The following is a 23,393-nucleotide window of genomic DNA, read 5'->3' as shown; positions in this document are numbered from 1 at the left end:
GAGAATCGCTTTTATCGTCAAGTTTCCCACCTGCCCATTGGACCGGCAAAACCAACTGCTTTTTAGACACTCTCGATTTTTGTTCCGTTTTGTATTGTGATGGATTTCCCGTATGAATTTCCCCCCATCGTCCCTTCGCCGGCTGGAGCGCAGCCGTGGCGAGGCGCATGTCCGCATGAAACTTCAATCCGGCACGACCCGGCTGGCCGATCTGTGCCAGCAGGGATCGGCCAAGGCCATCCTTCCCCGCGGCGTCGGCACGCCCGAGGTCGTCTTTCTGAATACCTCGGGCGGTTTGACCGGCGGTGACAGGCTGGATCTTTCGCTGGCTCTGGACGACGGCTGCCAAGCGGTCGCCACGACCCAGACGGCCGAGCGCGCCTATGACTCCGGCGGTTCCGAAGCCGTCGTCACCATTCGCCACAGCGTCGGGCAGGGTGGCTGGCTGGATTGGCTGCCACAGGAAACGATCCTTTACGACGGATCGTCCGTCACGCGCAGCACCGAGATCGCGCTGACAGGCCGCGCAGGGTGCCTCTTGCTGGAGATGGTCGTGCTGGGCCGCGCCGCCATGGGCGAAACGGTGGGACGGCTGGCCTTCACCGACCGCCGAAGCGTGCTGCGCGACGGTGTGCCGGTTCTGACCGATCCGCTGTCTTTCGGCGACGAGGCGAGCGCGGCGGTTCCGGGCGGCGCGCGCGCCTTTGCGACGCTGGCCATGGTCGGGCCGGGCGCGGAGGAGACGCTTGCCGTGGCACGCGGTGCGCTGGACATCCTTGGGGTGGAGGCGACCGCCTCGGCGTTCGACGGCACGCTGGTGGTGCGGATGCTTTCGCATGATGGCTGGCCGTTGCGCCGTCAGGTGGCGAAGGTGCTGAACGCGATGCGGGGCAGGTCGCTGCCGCGCGTCTGGCAGATATGAGCCGCTGGGCGAAAGGGACAGGTGCCGGTTTTCGTTGCAGCGATGGCCTTGCGGTGTCAGGCTGAGCCACCCCGAGGCGATGGGATTTCGCGAGAAGTGACGCTGGTGACCCATCGCGGCACCCGGCAGCTATGGGGTTTCAACGGCAAGGTTATGGGAGCGCTATGATGAATCCGTGGTTCCAGACGGCGATGATGATGGTGGAAGCCCAGCAGGTCATCGCCCTGCGCATGATGGGCATGGCGGGCATCTGCCGCCCCGCACCGACCGAGAACACCCGCATGGTGACCGAGAAATTCGCCGCCGCGATGGCCGCGCAGCAGGCAGCGTGGCTAGCGATGATGACCGGACGCTCTCCCTATGCCGCCGCGCTGAAGCCGGTGCGCGCCAAGACCCGCGCCAATGCCGCGCGCCTGACCAAGGCCGCCCTCAAGAGATAGCCGAGGGCTAGCATTTACTATGCCAGCTATGCCGCCATGTTCAGCCCGACCGCATCCGCTTTGTCGATAGCGACCTGATGAGCGCGACCCGGCCACCTGTGGGCAAGCGGTGGAGGTCTGCGGCGGCGTGGGCTGTTTGGACCTCTTTTGCTTCGTGAGACGGGTTGGTCCACAAGGCGACGTGGCATCGGCAAGGTGGACATCGTCCTGAATGACTCCCGCTGCGAACCCCGAAGTTTACGAGCTGCGCGGGACTTGCGAGACGATGGCCGATCTACCCCTCGCCGATGTTCTGCTTCGACGGGGCGGCACGTTCCAGCGAAAGCTGACTGCGCGAGAATTTGAGAGGCGTGCGCAGACCGGGAATGCCCTCCGGTGCGATCTGGAGCCCACGCGCGATGACCTGAGGGTCCGCCAGCGCATCGGCCACCGTGTTGATCGGGCCGGCGGGAATGCCTGCGCTTTCCATCGCGGCGATCAGGTCGGCCTTGGGGCGCTGGGCTGTTCGGGCGGCCAGAAGGGCGGTCAGCGCCTCGCGATCTTCGACCCGGCCGGGATTGGTCGCCCAGCGAGGATCGGGAGTCATGTCCAGCACCCGGCACAGGGCGGCGAATTGTCGGTCATTGCCGCAGGCGACGATCAGGTGGCCATCGGCGGCGGGGAAGACCTGATAGGGCACGATATTGGGATGTGCGTTGCCCATCCGCGTCGGCGTCCTGCCCGCCAGATGGTTCATCGCCTGATTTGCCAAAGCCGCCACGCCGCAATCCAGCAGCGCAAGGTCCACCTGCTGCCCAAGCCCCGAGCGTTCGCGTTCCGCCAGCGCAGCTTGTATTCCGATGACGCCGTAAAGCCCGGTCAGAATGTCGATCCACGCGACGCCGATCTTCTGCGGTTCGCCCCCCGGATCGCCGGTCAGGTCCATGATGCCGCACATGCCCTGGATCAGGAAATCGTAACCCGGACGACTGGCATACGGTCCATCCTGCCCGAACCCGGTGATCGAGGCGTAAACCAGGCGCGGGTTGATCGCCGAGAGCGTTTCGTAATCCAACCCGTATTTCGCAAGGCCGCCGGGGCGGAAATTCTCTACCACCACATCGGCGGTGCGGATCAGATCGACCACCTGCGCCAACTGCGCCGGGTCGTTGAAATCGCAGGCGATGCTGCGCTTGCCGCGGTTTGCCGCATGGAAATAAGCGGCGGACCCTTCGATGAAGGGCGGTCCCCATGTGCGGGTGTCGTCGCCCTCGGGGGACTCGATCTTCACCACGTCGGCACCCAGATCGGCCAGCGTCTGCCCGATCCACGGGCCCGCAAGGATGCGGGCCAGTTCCACCACCTTCAGCCCATGCAGAGGTGTCATCAGAAGAACGCCTGCAATCCCGTGATCGCCCGCCCAAGGATCAGCGCGTGGACGTCATGCGTACCTTCATAGGTGTTCACGGTTTCCAGATTGACCATGTGGCGCATGACCTGGAACTCCTCGGAGATGCCGTTGCCGCCATGCATGTCACGGGCCATGCGCGCGATCTCCAGCGCCTTGCCGCAGTTGTTGCGTTTGATGATCGAGATCATTTCGGGCGCGGCCTGCGCCTCGTCCATCAGACGGCCCGTGCGCAGCGACGCTTGAAGGCCCAGCGAAATCTCGGTCAGCATATTGGCCAGTTTCAACTGGTGAAGCTGCGTCTGGGCCAGCGGCTTGCCGAATTGCTTGCGGTCCAGCCCGTATTGGCGCGCGGCGTGAAGGCAGAACTCCGCCGCGCCCATCACCCCCCACGAGATGCCATAGCGTGCACGGTTCAGACAGCCGAACGGGCCTTTCAACCCTTCGATGTCCAGCATCGCATCCTCGGGCACCTCGACATCCTGCATCACCACCTCGCCGGTGATCGAGGCGCGGAGCGAGAGTTTGCCGCCTATCTTGGGCGCCGACAGGCCGGGCATCCCCTTGTCCAGAACGAAGCCGCGGATCTTGCCGCCATGCGCCTCGGACTTGGCCCAGATGACGAAGACATCCGCGATGGGGGCGTTGGAAATCCAAGTCTTCGCGCCGTTCAGGACATAGCCGTTCGCGGTCTTCTTCGCCGTGGTCTTCATCCCCGCCGGGTCCGATCCGGCATCGGGTTCCGTCAGGCCGAAACAGCCGATCCATTCGCCCGATGCCAGCTTCGGCAGATACTTCCGCCGCTGCGCCTCCGACCCGTAGGCATAGATCGGATACATCACCAGACTGGACTGCACCGACATCATGGACCGATAGCCGCTGTCCACCCGCTCCACCTCGCGGGCGATCAGGCCATAGGCGACATAGCTGGCGCCAAGCCCGCCATATTCCTCGGGGATGGTGACGCCCAGAAGGCCCATCGCGCCCATCTCGCGGAAGATTTCCGGGTCGGTTTCCTCGGTGGCATAGGCGCGGATCACGCGGGGTTGCAGCTTGCCTTGGGCATAGGAGCGGGCTGCATCCCGCAGCATCCGCTCCTCCTCGGACAGTTGATCCTCCAGCCGGAAAGGGTCTTCCCAGTCGAAACGGTTCAGGTCAGGGGCGTCCTTGGCTTTCATCGGGGGTCCTCCTGAACGGGAGGTTAGCGGTGATCGATCCGCCGCGCCAGCCAGTCGCCGATCCATTGCATTCCGCTGACCAGCACGATCAGGATCACGACGACGCAGACCATCACCTCGGTCTGGAACCGTTGGTAGCCATAGCGGATCGCAATGTCGCCCAGCCCCCCTGCGCCGACCGCGCCCGCCATTGCGGATGCACCGATCAGCGTGACCAGCGTGACGGTGAAGCCCGAAACGATGCCCGGCAGCGATTCCGGGATCAGCACCTCGCGCAGGATGGTCCAGCGGGTCGCGCCCATGGACCGCGCTGCGTCGATCAGCGGGCGTTCGACCTCGCGCAAGGACACTTCGGCCACGCGCGCGAAATAGGGGGCGGCGGCGATGGTCAGCGGCACGATGGCCGCCCAGATGCCGATGGCCGATCCGACCAGAAGCCGGGTCAGCGGAATCACCGCGACCAGCAGAATGATGAACGGCACCGAGCGCAGCGCGTTCACGATGCCGCCAAGGATGCGGTTCACGGCCACCGCCTCGAATATCCCACCGCGGTCGGTGGTCACGAGGATCAGCGCAAGCGGCAGCCCGATCAGAAAGGACAGCGCGCCGGAAACACCGGTCATGATCAGCGTTTCGTTCAGGCCGCGCAGCAGCAGGTCAAACATCGCCTGGGACATGGCCGAGCACCTCGATGGCAGTGGTTTTCGGGGAAAGGGCGGCGACGACCCGGCGGACGCTGTCCGGATCGTTGGTGCCCAGCGCGATGAACATGCGCCCGTAGGGTTCGCCCTGCACGTCGTTCAATCCGCCATGCACCAATCGCGCGGGGCGGCCCGTGATGCGGGCGATGTCGTCCAGCAGCGGGCGGCGGGCATCGGGCCCATAGACGTCGATGCGGATCAGCGCCTGATCGCCTTGGGGCGCGACGCGGTCTGCCAAGTCGCGCGGCAGGATCGGGGACAGGCCACGCAGCAGGCTTTTGGTCGTGTCGGCCTGCGGCGAGGCCATGACGCGGGCAACCGGCCCTTCCTCGACGATGCGTCCGCGGTCCAGAACTATCACGCGGTTCGCGATCTGGCGGACCACCTCGATCTCATGCGTGATCATCAGCACCGTCACGCCAAGGTCGCGGTTCACGCGGGCCAGCAGGTCCAGCACCCCTTGCGTCGTCTCCGGGTCCAGCGCCGAGGTCGCCTCGTCCGACAGCAGCAGCAGCGGGTCCGAGGCCAGCGCGCGGGCGATGCCGACGCGCTGTTTCTGCCCGCCCGACAGGCGCGCGGGCCATGTGTCGGCCTTGTCGGCGAGGCCCACAAGATCCAGAAGCTCCATCACCCGTTTGCGCCGTGCGGCAGCGCCCATGCCAGCGATCTTCAGCGGCAAAGCGACGTTGTCCGCGACGGTCTTGGCCGACAGCAGGTTGAAGTGCTGGAAGATCATCCCGATCCGCCGCCGCACGGGTTGCAGCGCCTGCTCCGACAGCGGTGTGATGTCCAGCCCGTCGATCACGACACGGCCTTCCTGCGGCTTGTCCAGCCCGTTCAGGCAGCGGATCAGCGTGGACTTGCCCGCCCCGCTGCGCCCGATCAGGCCGACGATCTCGCCCTTGGCGATCGACAGGGTGATGTCGTCCAGCGCGGGCATGTCGGTGAAACGGCGGGTGACATGGTCGAGAAGGACGACCGGATGCTCTGTCATTGGCTCCTCGTGGAAAAAGCATGGGGGCGCGGGTGGTGGCCCGCGCCCCTGTGATCTCGCTCTATAGACCTTATTACCAGCCGGGAACAGCCGCACCCTTGTAGGCGGCCTCATAGGCTTCCTTCACGGCGTCGGTGTGGAAGGATTCGACCAGTGCGGTCACCCAGGGCGCGTCCTTGTCGGCGGTGCGGATGGCGATCAGGTTCATGTAGGGGTTGTTCTCGCCCGATTCCTGCGCGATGCGATGATCGGCAAGATCGGCTTTGAACGCCCAATCGGTGTTGACCACGGCGGCGTCCAGGTCGTCGATGGCGCGGCCCACGACACCTGCGTCCAATTCGCGCAGGTCATACCCTTTGGGGTTCTCGGTCACGTCGATGACGGTGGCAAGGATGCCTGCATCCGGGTCCAGCTTGATCAGGCCAAGCTGCTCCAGCACCTTCAGCGCGCGTCCGCCGTTCGACGGATCGTTCGGAACGCCGATGATCGCGCCTTCGGGCAGATCTTCCAGCGAGGCGTGCTTCTTGGAATAGACGCCGATCGGGAAGATCGCGGTGTCGGCGATGTTCTCGATCTCGTATCCCTGCTGCTGGACCTGCGCGTCCAGATAGGGCTGGTGCTGGAAGGCGTTGGCGTCGATGTCGTTATTCGCCAGCGCCTCGTTCGGCTGGGTGTAGTCGTTGAACAGCGTGGTCTGGATGTCGAGCCCGCGGGTCTTGCCCTCGGCCTTGACGGCTTCCCAGACGGTCTCGTCCTCGCCGCCCATGATGCCGACGCGAACGGTGGTGTCCTGCGCCCAGAGGGGGGCTGCGATGGTGGCCGCCAGTGCAAGCCCCAGCGAGGCGCGGCGGAAGAGGCTGGTTTTCATGGCAATCTCCATGCGCATGGTGTCTGGCCCGGTTATTCACCCTGCCCGGAATTTGTGCAAGCGGGCGGGGCGAAATGCCGTTCCCTTCTGTGGCGGCGATGTGGAACGCATGCGCGGCCGATGCCGTATTTGGACGAATGTTGTTCAAAGCCTGACATGCACTTGCAAGAATCACCTCACCAAGCCGCTTTCAAATCCTTGAAGATGCGTCGCGGCTGGGTTACGAATCGGCGCGTAGGTTCGTGTATTTAGTTTTTCAGGCTGTCGCCGGAGTTTTGTAATGGGTTCCCTGCACCGGGCGGATTATGTCCGCCTTCCGCACATGCGGGTCTTCTGGACATGAGACTGTCGATCGGCGCGTCCGCCATCGATGTTGCCCTGCGTCTTGCCGCGCAGATGGGCAGCACGGTGATCATCGCGCGGCTTCTTTCGCCCGAGGATTTCGGGCTCGCCATCCTCGTGCTGAGCGTGGTGGGGGTGATCGGCGCCCTTGTGGGCCTGCCGTTCGAGGAGGCGCTGGCCCAGCGCCGCCGCCTTTCGACCGCGCATCTTGAAACGACGCTTTTCGTCTCGCTGCTCCTGGCGGTCGGGGCGGTGGGCATCGCCTTTGCCAGCGGCCCGCTGCTGGCCTATCTGGCCGGGATCGGCGCCGTGGCCTTCTGGCTGCCGGTGGCGACGCTGTTCCTTGTGGGGCAGGGGCCGGGAACCATCGCGCGCGCATTGGCGCGGCGGCATGAACGGTTCGTGGATCTTGCGATCTGCCAATCGGTCAGCACGGTCGTCGGATGCGTGGTGGCGGTCTGGTTCGCGGTTCAGGGGCAGGGCATCCTTGCGCTGATCCTGCAACGTATGCTGCCGATCGTGTTGTTCCCGCTGCTGGCGATGGCGCTGGCGGCGTGGCACCGGCGGCAGGTGCTGGTCCGCCCGCGTTGGAATCGCGCACGGCTGGACGAGCTTTTCCGCTTTTCATGGATAAACCTTGCCGATGTCGGCGTGGATTATGCCACGCCTGCGGTGCTGACCTTCCTTGTGAATGCGCATTTCGGGACTGCCGTATTGGGGCAGCTGAACATCGCGATGCGGATGGTCGATCCGCTGCGTGCGGCCATCGGCAGCGTGGGGCACAATATTGCCTTTGCGATGCTGATGCGGATGCAGGGCGATCCGGCAAAGCTGGGCGCGGCGACGGCGGGTGTGGTCGTGAATGTCGCGGCCTTTTCGGTTCCGGCATTCCTTGGCCTTGCCGTCTGCGCGCCGATCCTTCTGCCGTTGCTGGTCGGATCGGGCTGGGACGAGGCTGTGCCGATGGCGCGTATTCTGTGCCTGATGGCGGCGGTGTCGGTGCCGTTCCGGTATTTCTATTCGGGATATTCGGCACTCGGGCGGCCTGAATACGGGCTGTGGGGCAGCCTTTTGGGGCTGGCCGCGATGGTGCTGTGGATCGAGTTCGGGGCGGCAGCGGGTGCGCCCGGCGCGGTTGCGACCTCGCTTTTGGTAGCCGAGGGTGTTTCGGCCGCCTTGGCGGTGGTGCTTTTGCTGCCGCTGGCCCGTCACGCCGCGGGCGATGCCATGATCCGCATGCTTCGGATCTGGGCCGCGACGGTGCTGATGGCGTCGGGTCTGCACTGGATCTTTCTGGGGGAGAACCCCCAAGGCGGCATCGAGCTGCTGCTTGCCATGATCGCAACGGGGATGCTGCTGTATCCGCTGCTGCTTCTGGCCTTTTGCCGGGATTGTTTCGACCGGCTGCGTATTGCGATGTTTTCCGGGGGAAGAAGCTGATGATTACCTTTGTGATGTCGGGCGACCATCATTACACCATCACCACCGTGCTTGAGACGCGAAGCCACGCGCGCCACGGCGGTATCATCATCCTGACGTTCCAGGAATTCCTGCGGATGCCGAAGCTGCCCGTGTCAGATTACGTCTTCGTCGATCTGGAGCGGCAGGGGCGCGACGTGCTTGCGGCGGCCCAAGCGCGGCTGAAGCTGCTGCGCGATGCGATGCCGGGGATGCGGGTGCTGAACCCGCCAAGCCCCTGCCTTGGCCGGCTGGAGGTGATGCGCCGTCTTTACCAGCCGGAGATCAACCGTTTCCGCGTGCTGGCCGCGACCAACCTTCCGCATGATCTGAGCTTCCCGGTCTTCCTGCGGCGGCTGGACGATCACGAAGGGCCGATGACTGCGCTGCTGCCCACCGCCGCCGCAATGGAGGAGGCGATCGCCGCGCTGCTGAAACGCGGCATCCCGCGCGAGGCGCTGGCGGTGACGGAATATGTCAACGCCCGCAACAAGGATGGCTGGCACGAGAAGCGGTCCTATTTCCGCATCGGCGACCGGCTGTTCCCCTCGGCGCTGGACGCCAGCAGCAACTGGATCTGCAAGGGCAATGTGGACGACACCAACAAGGTGGATACCCACGAGCGCGAGATGCAGTTTCTTGCCGGGAACGAGGATCACGACATCATGCTCCACGCCTTCGATGCGGCGGGGATAACCTATGGCCGTGCCGATTATGCCGTGGTCGAAGGCCGCCCGCAGTTGTTCGAGATCAATACCAACCCGATGATCGAACGCCCCGAGGCGATGCCGAAGGGCGAGCGCGACTATTCCGAGACGGTGCTGACGCGCTGGCTGGATGCGCTGGCCGAATTTTCGCCCGCATGGCCGGGCGAGGAGGCGCGCTGGATCGCGGTCGGGGGTGCCAGCATCGCCGCGCCGACGATGACCGGCCACCATGTGCGCCGTGCCGTCCGCAAGGTGCTGGCCGTGACCGGCAGGCTGCACCGCGAGACGGCGGTGATGCGCCGTCTGCGGACCATCGGCATCATGCGCTAGGACGAGACCTGTTCGCGCAGGATCGCAACCGTCATCGAGATCATCAGGTAGATGCCTGCAAAGATCAGCATGGCGACCAGCGTATTCTCGAACGCGCGGGGATAGGCCGGTTCGTCCGCGGCAAGCGGGCGGACCGACAGCGACAGATAGCGCGTCTGGCGGCTGACCTCCATCCGCGCCGTCTCCATCGACTGGAGCGATTCGGCCAGCATCATCTGCCGCGTTTCCACATCGCCCTGCGCCATCAGCAGCCGGCTTTGCACCTGCGCCAGCGACATGTTGTCTTCGGTGCTTTGGGTCAGCCTTGCGCGCAGGCTTGCAATCTCCTCGTTCAGGCGCGAGATGCGGGCCTTCAGCGGCTCCATCCGGGCGATGTTCGGGGTGGGGTTCGCCTCCATCTGCTGAAGCGAAAGGCGGTCCTGCAGGAGTTCAGTCTCGAGCGTGCTGATCTGGGTGGTGATGAGCGTCACCTCCACCTCGGATGACAGGACGCGATACTGCTCTTGCAGTTGGACGACGCGCTCCTGCGCCTCCAGCATCTTCTGTTCGGCCAGGTTGTAGCCTTCCTGCGCCCCGGCCATCTGATCCTCGCGCATCCGCTGGGTCAGTTCGTCCACCTGCTCCTCGGCATAGGAGATGAGCGAATCCGAAAAGGCGACGGCGGTTGTGGGGTCGGTGGCCTTCACCTCCATCTTCACGATCCCTTCGGTCGGATCGTAGGAGATGTTCACGTTGCGCTTGTAGGTCTTGTAGGCCGTCTCGAACGTGGCGTCGGGTGCGAGGCGTTGCAGATCGTCGATATGCGCGTCGCTGAAATGCGCTCGGAAGCCGAGGTCGCGGTCCAGCCGCTCCATCGCGTCGCGCGATTGAAGATACCCCTGCACCGACATCGAATCCTGCGATGTCGCCATCGCCGTTCCGCGCAGCATTCCACCAAGGCCGCCGACCACGGGGTTCTCGGCCTGCTGGATGACGAATTCGGATTTCGACGAATAAAGCGGGGTCGCCACGCGATAGAAATACCAGCCCGCCACGATCGTCGGCAGCAGCACGAAGAAGGCCAGTCGCGCGGCCAGCATCAAAAGCGCGCGGCGGCGGCGGCGGGCGATGTCGCGCTGAATGCGGATCAGGTCGGTCAGGTGGCTGGTCTCGGCCCGGACCTGCGTGGACGGCACCCGCAGCGGCTTGATCGTCTGGGGCAGCTGCGCCTTCTTCTCTGGCTCCTCGGGCTTTTGCACCAGACCTACGACGCTGTTGCGCTGGAACGGGTCGATCCCCGTGCGGCGCAAAAGGATCACCGCCTCCAGATCCGAACTGGCCTGGATGCCTTGTTTCGAAGCCATGCGCCGCGCCATGCGAAGCTGGCGGTCCGTCAGCCCTTCGGCGGTGACGGCGGCCAGCTCCTCGGGCGTGACGCCGCCCGTCGGTTTCGTCGCGGCGAAATCCAGTCCGTCCTCGGGCGTGTCGAACAGCGATTCCGGGCCCTCGGGCGGCTGACGGTCCTGTTTGCGGATGTTGAAGCGCTTAGCTGTGAGCTTCATAGTCATAAAGGCGCTTCGCCTCCTCAAGGGTGTCGAACATGTAAAGCTGCCCGTTGCGCAGCACCGCTGCCGAGCGGCAGAATTTTTCCAGCGTGCTTGCCTGATGCGAGACGATGACCAGCGTCGAATTCTGCAGCCGGTCGCGCAGGATGGAGCCCGCCTTGCGATTGAACTCGGGGTCCGTCGTCGCGGGCATCCCTTCGTCGATGAGATAGATGTCGAATTCCAGCGCCAGCATCAGCGAAAAGCTGAAGCGCGATCGCATGCCGGCGGAGTAGGTGCCGACCGGCATGTCGAAATATTCGTCGATGGAGGTCAGCCAGCGGCAGAACGCCTCGATATAGTCGGGGTCGAGGCCGTAAAGCCGCGCGATGTAGCGCGAGTTTTCCTTGGCCGTGTGGCGGTTGACGATCCCGCCCATGAAGCCCAGCGGAAAGGAGATGCGCGATGTGCGGCGCACGGTTCCTTCGTCCGGTTTCTCCAGTCCGGCCATCATGTTGATGATCGTGGTCTTGCCTGTGCCATTGGGTGCAAGGATGCCAAGGGAATTGCCGATCTCGACCCGGAACGAGGCGCGATCGAGGATCACCTTGCGCTGCTTTCCGGTCCAGAAAGACTTGCTGACATTTTCGAACTCTATCATCCGTCACTCCCGTCCGATGTATCCTTAGCGGATGACAGGTTAAGGCTCCGTCAGCAGATCGAGACTAGGACAACCAAAGGTTGCTGGCAAATCAGAACGGCGGCTGTTTGCTTGTGCCGAAGCATTTGTGGCATAACGACACCGCCTGAAGGAGTGCCCAGATGACCCCGCTTGACCGTGCCTATGCTGCGATGATCGCCGACCCGGAGGACGACGCCGCGCGCCTTGGCTATTACGCAAGGCTGGCCGATGACGAGCTGGTCCTGCTGACCGAAGCCGAGGCGAAGGACGGCAACGTCACGCCGCGCCTGTTCCCGCTGGAGGATGGCCCCTTCGTGCTGGCCTTCGATTCCGAGGAGAAGCTGTCGGCGTTTTCGGGCGGGGTCACGGACTATGCGGCGCTGCCGGGCCGGGTGATTGCGGCGCAGCTTGCGGGGCAGGGCGTGGGCCTTGGCGTGAACCTTGGGGCGGACAGCGCGATGCTGCTGCCGCCCGAGGCGGTGGACTGGCTTGCGGGAACGCTGGAACATGTGCCCGAGGAGATGGAGGCGCAGCCCGAAAGCTTCCACGCGCCGCAGGTGCCGCAGCGGTTGCTGTCGGCCCTGGGGGGCAAGCTGGCGGGGGCGGCGGGGCTTGCATCGCACGCGCTGCTGGCGGGGGTCGCCTATGTCGGCGGGCGGCGCGGACATGTGCTGGCTTTCATCGGCGCCAAGGACGGTGCCGAGGATGCACTGGCCCGGTCCGCCGCCGAGGCGCTGACATTCTCGGGGATCGAGGCGGGAGAGATGGACGTCGTCTGCCTGCCCGACGGCCCCGCCGCGCGGATGATCGCCAAGGTCGGCCTGCGGTTGGACCTGCCGGAGCCTGCGGCGCCGGTGATCCGCGAAATCAAGGCGCCCGGAGCCGATCCGGACGCCCCGCCGAAGCTGCGGTAGTGGGGTATTCAAATACCTTTCTTGTAAAGCACTGTTTTTGCTTTTCTTTATGTGGGTGCGTGCGCTTGACGGCGCGTGTCATCTGAACGATACACCCTCAATCCGAATTCGCGGGGATTCCCCGCCCACTAACCTCATAGGGTTCAGAGATGAAAACCTTCACCGCTACTCCGGCGGATATCGAGAAGAAGTGGATCCTGATCGACGCCGAAGGCATCGTTCTGGGCCGCCTCGCCACGATCGTCGCCAACATCCTGCGCGGCAAGAACAAGCCGACCTTCACGCCGCACATGGACATGGGCGACAACGTGATCATCATCAACGCCGACAAGGTGCAGATGACGGGCAACAAGCGCGCCGACAAACGCTACTACTGGCACACCGGCCACCCGGGCGGGATCAAGTTCCGCACTGCGGCGCAGGTTCTTGACGGCGCCCACCCCGAGCGCGTCGTGACCAAAGCGGTCGAGCGCATGATCACCCGCAACTCGCTGGGCCGTCAGCAGATGACGAACCTGCGCGTCTATGCCGGTGCCGAGCACCCGCACGAGGCTCAGCAGCCGACCGTTCTCGACGTCGCGTCGCTGAACCCGAAAAACACCCGGAGCGCCTGATCATGGCTGACATCAAATCCCTCGACGATCTGAAATCGGCCGTTTCGACCCCCGCGGGCGAAGAAGTCGCGCTGAAGCGTGAACCCGTGCGCGACGCACAGGGTCGCGCCTATGCCACCGGCAAGCGTAAGGACGCGGTCGCCCGCGTCTGGATCAAGCCGGGTTCGGGCAAGGTCACCGTCAACGGCAAGACCATGACGGAATACTTCGCGCGTCCGGTTCTGCAGATGATCCTGCGCCAGCCGTTCACCATCGCCAACGTGGAAGGCCAGTTCGACGTGGTCGCCACCGTTGCGGGCGGCGGTCTGTCGGGTCAAGCCGGTGCCGTGAAGCACGGTGTGTCCAAGGCGCTGCAACTCTACGATCCCGCGCTTCGTGGTGCCCTGAAAGCCGCCGGCTTCCTGACCCGCGACAGCCGCGTCGTGGAACGTAAGAAATACGGTAAAGCGAAAGCTCGCCGCAGCTTCCAGTTCTCGAAGCGCTGATCTTCGGAGCAGTTTCGGAAAAGGGCCCGCTTCGTGCGGGCCTTTTTTTATTACGCTTCGTCTGGGCAAAAAAAAGACCGGGCAGATGCCCGGCCAGTGGGGGAGCGTTTTGGCGTCGGCCTCAGCCTTGCCAGAAGGGTTTGTCGATCTCGACCTGCGCGTCATGTGCGCTCAGCCCGATGTCGCGAAGCAAATACGCATCCAGATGCTTGAGCTTGCGCCGCGTGTGCCTGCGGATTTCCCAGGACAGAACGGTTTCAGCCACGACGAATGCCACGCGCGCGAACGGCGGCAAGGGCTGCACGGTCTTGGTCTGCGTGAGGGCGATCATGGTAGAACCTTCTGTATTGATACAATCCACATTATTCGATAAGATCAATGTAGATTGTTCCGCTTCATCCAGCCAGAGATTCATTGTGACTGATACAATATGGACGCCCGACCTGTCACAATATGCCGGGCCGAAATATCAAGCCGTGTCCCGGGCGCTTAGGGATGCAGTTCGCGAGGGTGTTTTGATGCCCGGTGCGCAACTGCCGACAGTGCGCGAATTGGCATGGAGGCTTCAGGTCACGCCGGGAACCGTGTCACGCGCCTATCAGATCGCAACGCAGGAAGGGCTGCTTTCGGCAACGGTGGGCAGGGGCACATTCGTGACGGCCCGATCGCCACAATTCGGGCCGACCCAGCCATTGTATGTGGACAGCGGCGGCATATCGGCGAATGTGGTGGATCTGCGATCTCCCTCGCTTCCGCGTGTGGGGCAGGCGGCGGTGCTCAAGGCGGCGATGCATCGGATGGCGGATGCCGTGGGCGACGATTATGTGGATTACCCCAGCCAGAGGGCCGAGGAGCCGTTGCGTGCCGCAATCCTTGGCTGGGTGTCGGACCGCCTGCTGGGGCCTGTGTCGGTGGATGACGTGACGCTGACGAATGGCGGGCAGGCGGCGATCAACCTGATCCTGTCCTGCTGCCTGCGTGGTGAACGCCCGGTGGTTCTGGCCGAGGATCTGGCCTATCCGGGGTTCCGTCACGCAGCGCGACTGGCGCGGGCCGAGGTGGTGGGGGTCGAGCTCGACCAGCACGGCCTGCGTCCCGATGCGCTGGAGGCAGCCTGCCGCCGCCACGGCCCGCAGGTGCTGTGCACGACGACCGAAGCGCAGAACCCGACCGCCGCCCGGATGCCCGAATCCCGCCGGTCCGAAATTGCGCTGATCGCTCGGGCCTATGACCTGCAGGTGATCGAGGATGACTGCTATTCCGTTGCCGAAAGCAGCTATGCCGCCATCCGCGCCCATGCGCCGGAGCGGACATGGTATGTCGGCAGCATGTCGAAATCCGTCTCGGCGGCGCTGCGGTTCGGCTATGTGATCTGCCCGCAGGGGATGGGGAACGCGGGGCGGCTGACGGCGCAGCATATCAGTTTCGCTCTTGCGCGCCCGGTGGCGGAGTTGAGCCTCGATCTGCTGACCTCGGGGGCGGCAGAGGAGCTTCGCCGGTCGGTGCAGGCCGAGTTTGCAGAACGCTTGGGGGTGATCGTCGCGGCGCTGGAGGGGCAGGATCTGGTCTGGCAGCCGGGTCTGCCGTTCGTGTGGCTGCGGCTGCCCTCGGGGTGGCGGGCCTCCACCTTCACCCGCATGGCCGAGGCGGAAGGCGTGATGGTCCGATCGGCGGACGAGTATGCGCTGGTGCATGGCCGATCGCCCAACGCGGTGCGTCTGGCGATCGCGGGCGGCATCCCGCGCGATCATTTCGATGCGGGCCTTGCGCGGCTCCGGCGCCTGTTACTGTCGCCCCCCGCCGAGATTGCCGTGTAACAGTCTGGAAAAATCGCGAAAAAACTCTTGTCGCGGTTGCCGCCGCTATGCAGAATCCCGCCGACACGTCTGACCGGGAATACCTGTATGAAGCGAAGCGCCCGCGGCGCCGGAACCGAAGCGTCAAGCGGCCTGCTTCTTGTCAGCCCGCCGGCCATCTATGCGCTCGTGCTGTTGGCGGCACCGCTCGCGACCATCATCCTCTATAGTTTCTTCACTGATGGCTATCTTGAGGTGATACGTGAGTTCACGCTCGCAAACTACTGGGAAACTTGGGTAAATCCGCTTTACCGCACCGTGATGCTCCGCTCGCTTCTGGTATCGGTTCTGGTGACCGCGGCGACGGTGCTGCTGGCATTCCCGGTCGCGTATTTCGTGAGCTTCCACGTCGATCCGTCGCGGAAATCCTTGTGGCTGTTCCTGATTACCATCCCATTCTGGACCAGCTATCTGATCCGCGTCTTCCTGTGGAAGGTGATCCTCGGCTATAACGGCGTGGTCAATTCCGGGCTGCTCAGCCTTGGGATCATCGACGAGCCGCTGACCTTCCTGCTTTACAACACGAATTCGGTCGTCATCACGCTGGCACATGCCTATGCGCCCTTTGCGATCCTGCCGATCTTCGTCGCGCTGGAGAAGATCGACCGCTCGCTTCTGGAAGCCGGGCAGGATCTGGGCGAGACGAAATTCGCCACCTTTTGCCGCGTGACACTGCCATTGGCGATGCCGGGCGTCGTCGCATCGGTGCTGATCGTCTTCATCCCGACCATCGGCGATTACGTAACGCCCCAGCTTGTCGGCGGGCCGGAAGGGCGGATGGTCGCCAACCTGATCCAGCTGCAATATCTGCGGCTCGACAATTATCCGCTGGGATCGGCCATCGCGGTATCGGCCATGGGCATCGTCGCCATCATCAGCCTGATCTTCCTTGGCCTGACCCGCCGTTACCTGAGGGCACCGAAATGAAGGGCGGCTGGTTCAAGCTCTATGCGCTGGCCTATCTGGTCTTTCTTTACGCGCCTATCGTGCTGCTGCCGATGTTCGCCTTCAACGACGCGACGGTCATCGCTTTCCCGCTGAACGGGTTCACGACCAAGTGGTTCTCGGAGATGTGGGTGGCACCGGGGCTTTGGCCGGCGCTGAAGAATTCGATGATCATCGCCATCTCGACCGCCGTGATCGCGACCGCGCTCGGCATCTTTGCGGCGCGCGCCTCGACCCGCTACAAATTCCCCGGCAAGGCCGGGATCATGGGGCTGATCATGCTGCCGCTGGTCCTGCCAGAGATCATCGTGGCGGTGTCGCTGCTGGTGGTGCTTTTGGGAATCGGGGTGCCGCTGTCGATCTTCACGGTCATCCTTGGCCACGTGCTGATGACGACGCCCTTCACGATCGCGATCCTGAGCTCGGCGTTCCAGAGCCTCGACCGGTCACTGGAGGAAGCCGCCTATGACCTGGGCGAGACGCCTGTCTCGGCCTTCCGCCTTGTCATCCTGCCGCTGGTGATGCCGGGGATCATCTCGTCGCTGCTGATCTCCTTCACCATTTCGCTGGACGAGTTCATCATCGCCTTCTTCCTTGGCGGCACGCAGGTCACGCTGCCGGTCTACATCTTCTCGCAGTTCCGCTTTCCGCAATCGGTCCCGGTCATCATGGCGCTGGGCACGATCCTCGTGGCGCTGTCGATCCTGCTTTTGTCCATCGCTGAATACTTCCGCCGTCGCGGCATCGCGAAATCCGGCGGCAAGGATACCGGAGGTTTCCTGTGATCCCCAAACCCGCCGCTTCCGGTCAGACGATGATCGAGTTTAAGGATGTCCATAAATGGTATGGCGATTACCACGCGCTGCGCGGCATCAGCGCGACCATCCGCGCGGGCGAGTTCTTTTCGCTTCTGGGCCCGTCGGGCTGCGGCAAGACGACCCTTCTGCGCACCATCGCGGGGTTTGAGGGGATATCCGAAGGGGTGGTGCTGATCGACGGCAAGGATGCGACCGACATCCCGCCGAACAAGCGCCCGACCAACATGGTGTTTCAGAGCTATGCGATCTTTCCCCACCTGACCGTGGCGCAGAACGTCGGTTTCGGGTTGCGCAAGCAGCGGCTGGCGAAGGCCGACCTTGATGCCCGCGTGGCCGAGGCGTTGGAGATGGTCGGGCTGAAGGGATACGGCGCCCGTGCGGCCCATGCCCTTTCGGGCGGGCAGCGGCAGCGGGTTGCGCTGGCCCGCGCGCTGATCCTGAAGCCCAAGGTGCTGCTGCTGGACGAGCCGCTTTCGGCGCTGGACAAGAAGATGCGCGAGCAGATGCAGGTGGAGCTTATCAAGCTGCAACGGCAGGTCGGCATCACGTTCATTCTGGTCACCCACGATCAGGAGGAGGCGCTGGTCATGTCCGACCGCATCGCCGTGATGTTCGAGGGTGAAATCGCGCAGCTTTCGGATGCCGAAACCCTTTATCGCCGCCCCAACAGCCGCCGCGTCGCGGATTTCATCGGCACGATGAACTTCCTGCCCGCCGAGGTTATTTCCGAAACCGCAGGCTCGATCGAGGTGGAGGCGCAGGGCTTCGGGCGCATCCATGTCGATCCGAAACAGGCGGCAAGCGAAGCGCCGGGGAAATCGGCCAGCATCGGTTTCCGCCCCGAAACGCTGACCATCCTGCATGAAGGCCAGCAGGCGACGGATCGCGAGGTCGGTGCCGTGATCGAGGAGGTCGTCTATTACGGCGACATGACCTATTACGACGTGAAGATAGACGGGACGCAGAAGATGGTGCGCCTGTCGATGCGCAACGTCTTCGGGCGGCCCGTGCTGGACCGTGGTGCGCGCACCCGCATCGCGTGGAGCCCGGGCGCGCTGGTCCTGTTCCGCTAAGCGTCGGGCGGCAACAGGCCCAGACCGCGCAAATATATCCCGATCCCGGCTTCCAGCAAATCCTCGGGCGGGAAGGGAGATCGCGCGCCGCCACGGGTGAACAGCTCCACCACGCCATGGCTCATCGCCCAGATATGGGCCGAGAACATCGCGGCGGGCGGACGCTTCTCGGGCGGAATATGTTCCGACAGGCGGGCGGCGGCGTTCTCCAGCACTTCGTTGCATTTCCGCGCCGCGATTGCGACATCGGCATGGGGCAGGCCACTCTCGAACATTGCCTTGTAATGGCCGGGATATTTTCGGGCAAAGGCCAGATAGGCGCGACCGACGGATTCGAATGCCGCCAGCGCCGAAGGCTTGCCATCGTCGAAGACATATTCCATCAGCGCGCCGAAGATGTCGTAGCCCTGCCGCGCCACCTCGACCAGCAATTCGTCGCGGCCTGCGAAATGGCGATAGACGGCGGCGGGCGTGACTTCGGCGGCCTTGGCGGCCTCGGACAGGGTGAAGCCCTGCGGCCCCTTTTCCGCGATCAGCCCAAGGGCGGCATCGACCAGTGCCTGCCGCAGATTGCCGTGGTGGTATCCCTGTCTAGGCACGGATTTCAGGGCCGCCGCAGATCAGGGGATCGGGCGTGCCGATGGCGTCTTCGTCCTTGTCGAAATCGACGGCGCGCAGCACGGTCTGGATCGCGGCCAGCCGCGCACGCTTCTTGTCATCCGACCGGATGACGGTCCACGGCGCGAAAGCGGTGTGGCTGCGGGCCAGCGTCTCGTCGATGGCAGCGGTATAGTCGTCCCATTTGCGCAGCCCCTCGATATCGACCTGGCTCAGCTTCCACTGTTTCAGCGGGTCGTTCTCGCGCGCGATGAAACGGCGAAGCTGCTCGGCGCGGCCCACGTCCAGCCACAGTTTTACCAGCGTGATGCCCTCGTCCACCAGCAGATGTTCGAATTCCGGAAGCTGGCGGAAGAAGCGTTCGCGCTGCGTGTCTGTGCAGAAGCCGAAGACCTTTTCGACCACGCCGCGGTTATACCAACTGCGGTCGAACATCACCATCTCGCCGCCCGCGGGCAGCCAATCGACGTAGCGTTGGAAATACCATTGCGTCGCCTCGCGGTCCGAAGGCGCGGAGAGCGCGACGACCCCGGCGGCGCGAGGGTTCAGGTTCTCGCGCATGGCGGCGATGGTGCCGCCCTTGCCGGCGGCGTCGCGCCCCTCGAACACCACGACCAGTCGCTGTTTCGATGCGCGAAGCTGCGCGATCATGCGGACAAGCTGGCGTTGCAGCAGGTCCATCCGCGCCTCGTAATCCTTGCGCTTCATCTCCTCGTCATAAGGATAGCTGGGATCGAGGATGTCATCCTTGCCTGCTTTTTCGATCGCACGGCGGATGTCTTTCGGGGCCCCGCCCTCAAGGTATTTCGTGATAGCGCCGCTGAAAGGCAGGTCCATGAGCGTCTCCTTTCGCCCTTTATCGCCCTCGGGCAGAGGCGCGGTCAATGGCGGCCACGACATCGGCCGTGGCGACGTGATGCGCCATGTGGCCGACACCGGGCAGCAGCGTCAGATGCACATTCGGAAGTTGGGTCATCGGCAGCGACTGGATGCGCGGCGATACGGTCTGGTCGGCGCTGCCGTGGACGATCTCGATCGGCAGGGTCAGGGCGCGGTAATGCTTCGCCATCAGCGCCAGATGCGGCTTCAGGCGGGTCAATTGCCGCAGGTTGGTGCGCAGGGGCAGGGGCCGCAGGGCAAGATCGGCGGCGATGGCTTCGGCGTAACCATCGGGCGGGTCCTGCGGCGCGAACAGCGTGCGGACGATCCGGTCCAGCGCCCAATCGGGCAGGAAAGCCGAGGCCAGCGGCTCCAAAGTCGCCTCGCCCAACGGGGTCGCCGCAAGGCCGTAGACACCGTCAAGCCCCCCCTCCCATGGCAGCACTGCGCCCGACACCAGCACCACGCCATGCGTATCCGGCTCGATCAGCGCCCAGGCCATTGCGACCGCGCCGCCATAGGAATGGCCAAGCACGATGGGATCATGCACGCCAAGCTGACGCGCCGCAGCGCGCAGATAATCGGCCTGCACCATTGGGCTATTGCCCTTGGCGCCGAGATCGCTGGAATATCCCTGACCGGGGCGGTCGAAACTGATGACGCGATAGCGGTCCTGAAGCGCATCGGCCAGTGCCGCCATGTCGCGGGTGTTGCCGCTGGCGCCGTGGATCAGCACCAGGTCGGGGCCGCTCCCCTGCACTTCGGCGTGGATCACGGCCTCCGCGACGCGGACCATCCGGCCCTCGGGCGGGTTTCGCGCTTCGATCCGCTTGGCCCGGCTGTCGGCCAGCGGACCGCAAGCGGCCAGCAGCAGCAGGCTAGCTGCCAATCTTCTCCATGTCATAATAGGTCGTCTGGTAAATCTCGTTGATCCAGTTGCCGTAAAGAAGATGCGCGTGGCTGCGCCAGCGGTTCAGCGGCGGCTTCGACGGGTCATCGCCGGGATAGTAGTTGCAGGGCACGTTGATGGGCGTGCCGGCTGCGACATCGCGGTCGTATTCCTGTTTCAGCGTATCGTTGTCATATTCGAAATGGTTGAAGATATAGAGCGCGCGGTGCCCTGCATCTTCGACCAGACACGGCCCCACCTCGTCCGAGCCCAGCAGCGTCTTCAGACCCGGCTTGGAACAGATCTCGCCCTCGCTCATCTCGGTCCAGCGGCTGACCGGGATCACGAAATCGTCTGAAAATCCGCGCAGATAGGGCGAGGTCGGGTTCAGGTTGCGGTGCCGGAAACAGCCGAATGCCTTGGCGTCCAGCGCATGTTTCGCAACGCCGTGGAAATGGTGGATCATCGCCATCCCGCCCCAGCAGACGCCGAAGGTGGAATGCACGTTGGTCTGCGTCCAGTCGAACACCTCTCGCAACTCGTCCCAATAGGTGACCTGCTCGAACGGCAGATGCTCGATCGGGGCGCCGGTGATGATCAGGCCGTCGAACTTCTCGTGCTTCACATCCTGGAACGGGCGATAGAATTCGGCCATGTGCTCCGCGGCGGTGTTCTTCGTCTGATGCTCGGTCATGCGGATCAACTGGAAGTCGATCTGAAGCGGGGTCGCTCCGATCAGGCGCGCGAATTGGTTCTCGGTCTGGATCTTCTTGGGCATCAGGTTTAACAGCCCGATCCGCAGCGGCCTGATGTCCTGCATCGCTGCCCGGCCCGGCGACATGACCATCACACCCTCGGTCGAGAGGATGTCATAGGCAGGCAGGGATTCGGGCAGGGTGATGGGCATGACGTTACCTTTTTTCGTCTAGTTATGCGTCCGCACCGCGGTTTTCCAGTGCGCGGGCGATCAGGTCCGTGAAGCCTTGCGCGTCATGCAATCCGCCGACCTCTTCGGCGGTGACGGTGACGCCCCAGCGGGCCATCGCGGCATAGCGCGGCTGGCGGTGGGCCAACGCGCGGGCATAGGTCCAGCGGATGAAATCGTCGGGGTCCACGGTCTCGCCCTTTTCGGCGCGATAGGCGTCCCACGCCTCCAGCAGGAATTGCGGCTGGTAATACATCGGCTTCGGCGCGCGGTCGAAACGGCGGACCAGTTCCGCGGTATGCGCCTCGGACCCCCTGATCCAGACCATCAGCAGGTTCTTCGACAGTTCCGTCATCACCGGATCGGCGGGATCTTCGGGATCGACCACCTCGCAGATCGATCCGCCCGAATCGCAGACGAAATTGGGGTAGCCGTAAAGCTCGTCCGCGCGCGCGACGAAACGGGTGGTGTCCAGCAGCGAGGCGATCTCCGCCTCGCGGTGCTGGTCCTGACGTTTGCGATATTCGTCGAAGGCCAGCCCGCCCCGCGCCGGATCGCCCGGCTTGCCCAGATAGGTCGAAAGCGGCGCAAGATTGTCGAAGGTGATGTTGGACGCGATATAGACCGAGTCGGTCATCAGCAATTCGCGCAGGAACGGCACCTTCATCGCTTCGCGCTTGAAGTTGTCGGCGATATGCTCGCCCATATACCGCGTGCCGATGCGGTAATCGACCGAGTAATGGAACCATTGCCCGCTGTCCCGCAGCAGGTTCGACACATGGGTCTTGCCCAGACCCGACATGCCGAACAGCAGCACGCGCTTGCGTTTCGCCCCAATCCAATCCTTCGCCGAGCCGTAGATCATCGCGCCCCCTTGGGTTTTCCCGCTTGCTTAGCGTGCGGCGCGGGCACGCACACGCGAAAAGATGCGCCCATCGAGGATCAGAAGCCCAAGGCCCAGTGCCGCGAACCCCGCAAAGGCCCGCAGCGGCAGCGTTTCGTCCAACACCAGCGCGCCGAGGGTGATCGCGATCGGTGCAACCAGAAGCGTCACGAGGCTGGTATTGCCCGCACCCGCCGTGGACAGCAGGCGATAATACAGCAGATACGCCGCTGCGGTGGAGATGGCGGCAAGATAGGCAAGCGCCGCTGCGGCTGTCGGAGTGGGCAGGACCGGCAGCCCTTCGGTCCAAAGCATCAGCGGCACCGAGATCGCGGCCGAAAACGTCAGCATCCCCGCCGCCGCCACGACAGGCGCGATCCCGCGCGTCGCGATGCGCCCGAACGCTCCGGCAAAGGCATAGCTGAGCGCCGCGCCCAGAAGCGCGATCTGCGCCAGCGATGTCAGGTCCAGCCGGTGCAGCACGTCCGGTCCGATCACGATCACCACGCCGACGAATCCGGTCAACACGCCAGCCAGCCTTCGGCGGCTGAGCCGTTCATCGCCGAAGACCAGCGCCGCGACCAAAACGCCGAAGATCGCGGTCGAAGCGTTCAAAATCGCCGCCAGCCCGCTGGGAACCGAAAGCTGCGCCCATGTGATCAAGGAAAACGGCAGCACGTTGTTCAGGATGCCCAGCACCATGAACCCGACCCAGATGCGCGGGCTGCGCGGCACCGCATATCCGCGCGCCAGCACCACCACCCAAAGGATCGCACAGGCGCCAAGGCAGCGTGCCGCGACGACGGCATGAACGCCCACCGAGTCGAGCGCAAGGCGATTTGCAAGGAACGATCCGCCCCAGAACAGGGCGATCAGAAAAAGCTCAGCCCAGGAGCGGAGCGAAAGGCTGCGTTGCGAATCCATCTGGCGACGCTGTCACAACTCGCGGCCCGGATCATGCG

At 64.1% G+C, this 23,393-nt stretch carries 25 protein-coding genes; 11 read left to right on the top strand and 14 right to left on the bottom strand.

Annotation, left to right across the window (positions count from 1 at the left end):
* The first annotated feature begins 112 nt into the window (after window positions 1–112).
* Window positions 113–922: an urease accessory protein UreD gene (locus tag E2K76_RS00515; protein WP_136682274.1), complete on the top strand. Its 810-nt coding sequence runs from the start codon at window positions 113–115 to the stop codon at window positions 920–922.
* A gap of 164 nt (window positions 923–1,086) precedes the next feature.
* On the top strand, window positions 1,087–1,362 hold the full coding sequence (locus tag E2K76_RS00505; protein WP_246032843.1) for an antifreeze protein: 276 nt from the start codon (window positions 1,087–1,089) through the stop codon (window positions 1,360–1,362).
* A 274-nt stretch (window positions 1,363–1,636) separates the two neighbouring features.
* Here the strand turns inward: E2K76_RS00505 and E2K76_RS00500 are convergent, their stop codons facing one another.
* From E2K76_RS00500 to E2K76_RS00480, 5 genes are all read right to left on the bottom strand, one after another.
* The gene (locus E2K76_RS00500; protein WP_136682269.1) at window positions 1,637–2,728 is read right to left on the bottom strand and encodes a CaiB/BaiF CoA transferase family protein; all 1,092 of its coding nucleotides are present in this window, start codon (window positions 2,726–2,728) and stop codon (window positions 1,637–1,639) included.
* The gene (locus tag E2K76_RS00495; RefSeq protein ID WP_136682266.1) at window positions 2,728–3,927 is read right to left on the bottom strand and encodes an acyl-CoA dehydrogenase; all 1,200 of its coding nucleotides are present in this window, start codon (window positions 3,925–3,927) and stop codon (window positions 2,728–2,730) included. Before E2K76_RS00495 ends, E2K76_RS00500 begins: the two co-directional genes overlap by 1 nt.
* A gap of 23 nt (window positions 3,928–3,950) precedes the next feature.
* A complete protein-coding gene (locus E2K76_RS00490) occupies window positions 3,951–4,604 on the bottom strand; it encodes a methionine ABC transporter permease (protein ID WP_136682263.1) in 654 nt (217 codons plus the stop codon).
* Complete coding sequence (locus tag E2K76_RS00485; RefSeq protein ID WP_136682258.1) at window positions 4,585–5,622, bottom strand: methionine ABC transporter ATP-binding protein; 1,038 nt, start codon at window positions 5,620–5,622, stop codon at window positions 4,585–4,587. The genes E2K76_RS00490 and E2K76_RS00485 overlap by 20 nt, the downstream gene beginning before the upstream one ends.
* A gap of 73 nt (window positions 5,623–5,695) precedes the next feature.
* Complete coding sequence (locus tag E2K76_RS00480) at window positions 5,696–6,490, bottom strand: MetQ/NlpA family ABC transporter substrate-binding protein (protein WP_220432147.1); 795 nt, start codon at window positions 6,488–6,490, stop codon at window positions 5,696–5,698.
* 339 nt (window positions 6,491–6,829) lie between these two features.
* Between E2K76_RS00480 and E2K76_RS00475 the strand changes: the two genes are divergently transcribed.
* Both E2K76_RS00475 and E2K76_RS00470 read left to right on the top strand, forming a co-directional pair.
* The gene (locus E2K76_RS00475; protein ID WP_136682252.1) at window positions 6,830–8,272 is read left to right on the top strand and encodes an oligosaccharide flippase family protein; all 1,443 of its coding nucleotides are present in this window, start codon (window positions 6,830–6,832) and stop codon (window positions 8,270–8,272) included.
* On the top strand, window positions 8,272–9,327 hold the full coding sequence (locus E2K76_RS00470; RefSeq protein WP_136682249.1) for a hypothetical protein: 1,056 nt from the start codon (window positions 8,272–8,274) through the stop codon (window positions 9,325–9,327). Before E2K76_RS00475 ends, E2K76_RS00470 begins: the two co-directional genes overlap by 1 nt.
* Here E2K76_RS00470 and E2K76_RS00465 read toward each other — a convergent pair.
* A complete protein-coding gene (locus tag E2K76_RS00465) occupies window positions 9,324–10,874 on the bottom strand; it encodes a capsule biosynthesis protein (protein ID WP_136682247.1) in 1,551 nt (516 codons plus the stop codon). The genes E2K76_RS00470 and E2K76_RS00465 overlap by 4 nt on opposite strands.
* A complete protein-coding gene (locus tag E2K76_RS00460) occupies window positions 10,852–11,511 on the bottom strand; it encodes an ABC transporter ATP-binding protein (protein WP_136682243.1) in 660 nt (219 codons plus the stop codon). Before E2K76_RS00460 ends, E2K76_RS00465 begins: the two co-directional genes overlap by 23 nt.
* A gap of 161 nt (window positions 11,512–11,672) precedes the next feature.
* On the opposite strand from E2K76_RS00460, the gene E2K76_RS00455 reads away from it, so the two are divergent.
* The 3 genes from E2K76_RS00455 (at window position 11,673) to rpsI (ending at window position 13,545) form a co-directional block, all read left to right on the top strand.
* Window positions 11,673–12,446, top strand: a complete 774-nt coding sequence (locus tag E2K76_RS00455) for an SseB family protein (protein WP_136682240.1) — start codon at window positions 11,673–11,675, stop codon at window positions 12,444–12,446.
* Between the two features lie 149 nt (window positions 12,447–12,595).
* Window positions 12,596–13,060, top strand: coding sequence for a 50S ribosomal protein L13 (gene rplM / locus E2K76_RS00450; protein WP_136682237.1), 465 nt, complete (start codon window positions 12,596–12,598; stop codon window positions 13,058–13,060).
* A 2-nt stretch (window positions 13,061–13,062) separates the two neighbouring features.
* Window positions 13,063–13,545, top strand: a complete 483-nt coding sequence (gene rpsI / locus E2K76_RS00445) for a 30S ribosomal protein S9 (RefSeq protein ID WP_136682233.1) — start codon at window positions 13,063–13,065, stop codon at window positions 13,543–13,545.
* A 121-nt stretch (window positions 13,546–13,666) separates the two neighbouring features.
* Here the strand turns inward: rpsI and E2K76_RS00440 are convergent, their stop codons facing one another.
* Window positions 13,667–13,876, bottom strand: coding sequence for a DUF1127 domain-containing protein (locus tag E2K76_RS00440; RefSeq protein WP_136682614.1), 210 nt, complete (start codon window positions 13,874–13,876; stop codon window positions 13,667–13,669).
* Between the two features lie 85 nt (window positions 13,877–13,961).
* Between E2K76_RS00440 and E2K76_RS00435 the strand changes: the two genes are divergently transcribed.
* The 4 genes from E2K76_RS00435 (at window position 13,962) to E2K76_RS00420 (ending at window position 18,237) form a co-directional block, all read left to right on the top strand.
* Window positions 13,962–15,362: an aminotransferase class I/II-fold pyridoxal phosphate-dependent enzyme gene (locus E2K76_RS00435; protein WP_136682230.1), complete on the top strand. Its 1,401-nt coding sequence runs from the start codon at window positions 13,962–13,964 to the stop codon at window positions 15,360–15,362.
* An 87-nt stretch (window positions 15,363–15,449) separates the two neighbouring features.
* Window positions 15,450–16,328 carry an ABC transporter permease gene (locus E2K76_RS00430; RefSeq protein ID WP_136682228.1) on the top strand — a complete coding sequence of 293 codons (879 nt, stop codon included), beginning with the start codon at window positions 15,450–15,452 and terminating at the stop codon, window positions 16,326–16,328.
* Window positions 16,325–17,131, top strand: a complete 807-nt coding sequence (locus tag E2K76_RS00425; RefSeq protein ID WP_136682225.1) for an ABC transporter permease — start codon at window positions 16,325–16,327, stop codon at window positions 17,129–17,131. Before E2K76_RS00430 ends, E2K76_RS00425 begins: the two co-directional genes overlap by 4 nt.
* A 29-nt stretch (window positions 17,132–17,160) precedes the next feature.
* Window positions 17,161–18,237, top strand: coding sequence for an ABC transporter ATP-binding protein (locus E2K76_RS00420; protein WP_136682222.1), 1,077 nt, complete (start codon window positions 17,161–17,163; stop codon window positions 18,235–18,237).
* Here E2K76_RS00420 and E2K76_RS00415 read toward each other — a convergent pair.
* From E2K76_RS00415 to E2K76_RS00390, 6 genes are read right to left on the bottom strand one after another with little or no spacing between them, the layout of a single operon-like run.
* Window positions 18,234–18,836 (bottom strand): TetR/AcrR family transcriptional regulator, encoded by a 603-nt coding sequence (locus tag E2K76_RS00415; protein ID WP_136682219.1) that lies wholly within the window; start codon window positions 18,834–18,836, stop codon window positions 18,234–18,236. The genes E2K76_RS00420 and E2K76_RS00415 overlap by 4 nt on opposite strands.
* Window positions 18,829–19,692 (bottom strand): polyphosphate kinase 2, encoded by an 864-nt coding sequence (gene ppk2 / locus E2K76_RS00410; RefSeq protein WP_136682216.1) that lies wholly within the window; start codon window positions 19,690–19,692, stop codon window positions 18,829–18,831. The genes E2K76_RS00415 and ppk2 overlap by 8 nt, the downstream gene beginning before the upstream one ends.
* A 19-nt stretch (window positions 19,693–19,711) precedes the next feature.
* Window positions 19,712–20,623 (bottom strand): alpha/beta fold hydrolase, encoded by a 912-nt coding sequence (locus E2K76_RS00405; RefSeq protein WP_246032841.1) that lies wholly within the window; start codon window positions 20,621–20,623, stop codon window positions 19,712–19,714.
* The gene (gene metA / locus E2K76_RS00400) at window positions 20,613–21,530 is read right to left on the bottom strand and encodes a homoserine O-acetyltransferase MetA (protein WP_136682210.1); all 918 of its coding nucleotides are present in this window, start codon (window positions 21,528–21,530) and stop codon (window positions 20,613–20,615) included. The genes E2K76_RS00405 and metA overlap by 11 nt, the downstream gene beginning before the upstream one ends.
* Before the next feature lie 22 nt (window positions 21,531–21,552).
* The gene (locus tag E2K76_RS00395) at window positions 21,553–22,413 is read right to left on the bottom strand and encodes an ATPase (protein ID WP_136682208.1); all 861 of its coding nucleotides are present in this window, start codon (window positions 22,411–22,413) and stop codon (window positions 21,553–21,555) included.
* Window positions 22,414–22,440: 27 nt separating this feature from the next.
* Window positions 22,441–23,355: a DMT family transporter gene (locus tag E2K76_RS00390; RefSeq protein WP_136682206.1), complete on the bottom strand. Its 915-nt coding sequence runs from the start codon at window positions 23,353–23,355 to the stop codon at window positions 22,441–22,443.
* Window positions 23,356–23,393: the final 38 nt, after the last annotated feature.

This window comes from Falsirhodobacter xinxiangensis, assembly GCF_004959935.1.
GTDB lineage: Bacteria > Pseudomonadota > Alphaproteobacteria > Rhodobacterales > Rhodobacteraceae > Falsirhodobacter > Falsirhodobacter xinxiangensis.
This window is presented reverse-complemented; position numbering and strand designations above follow the sequence as displayed.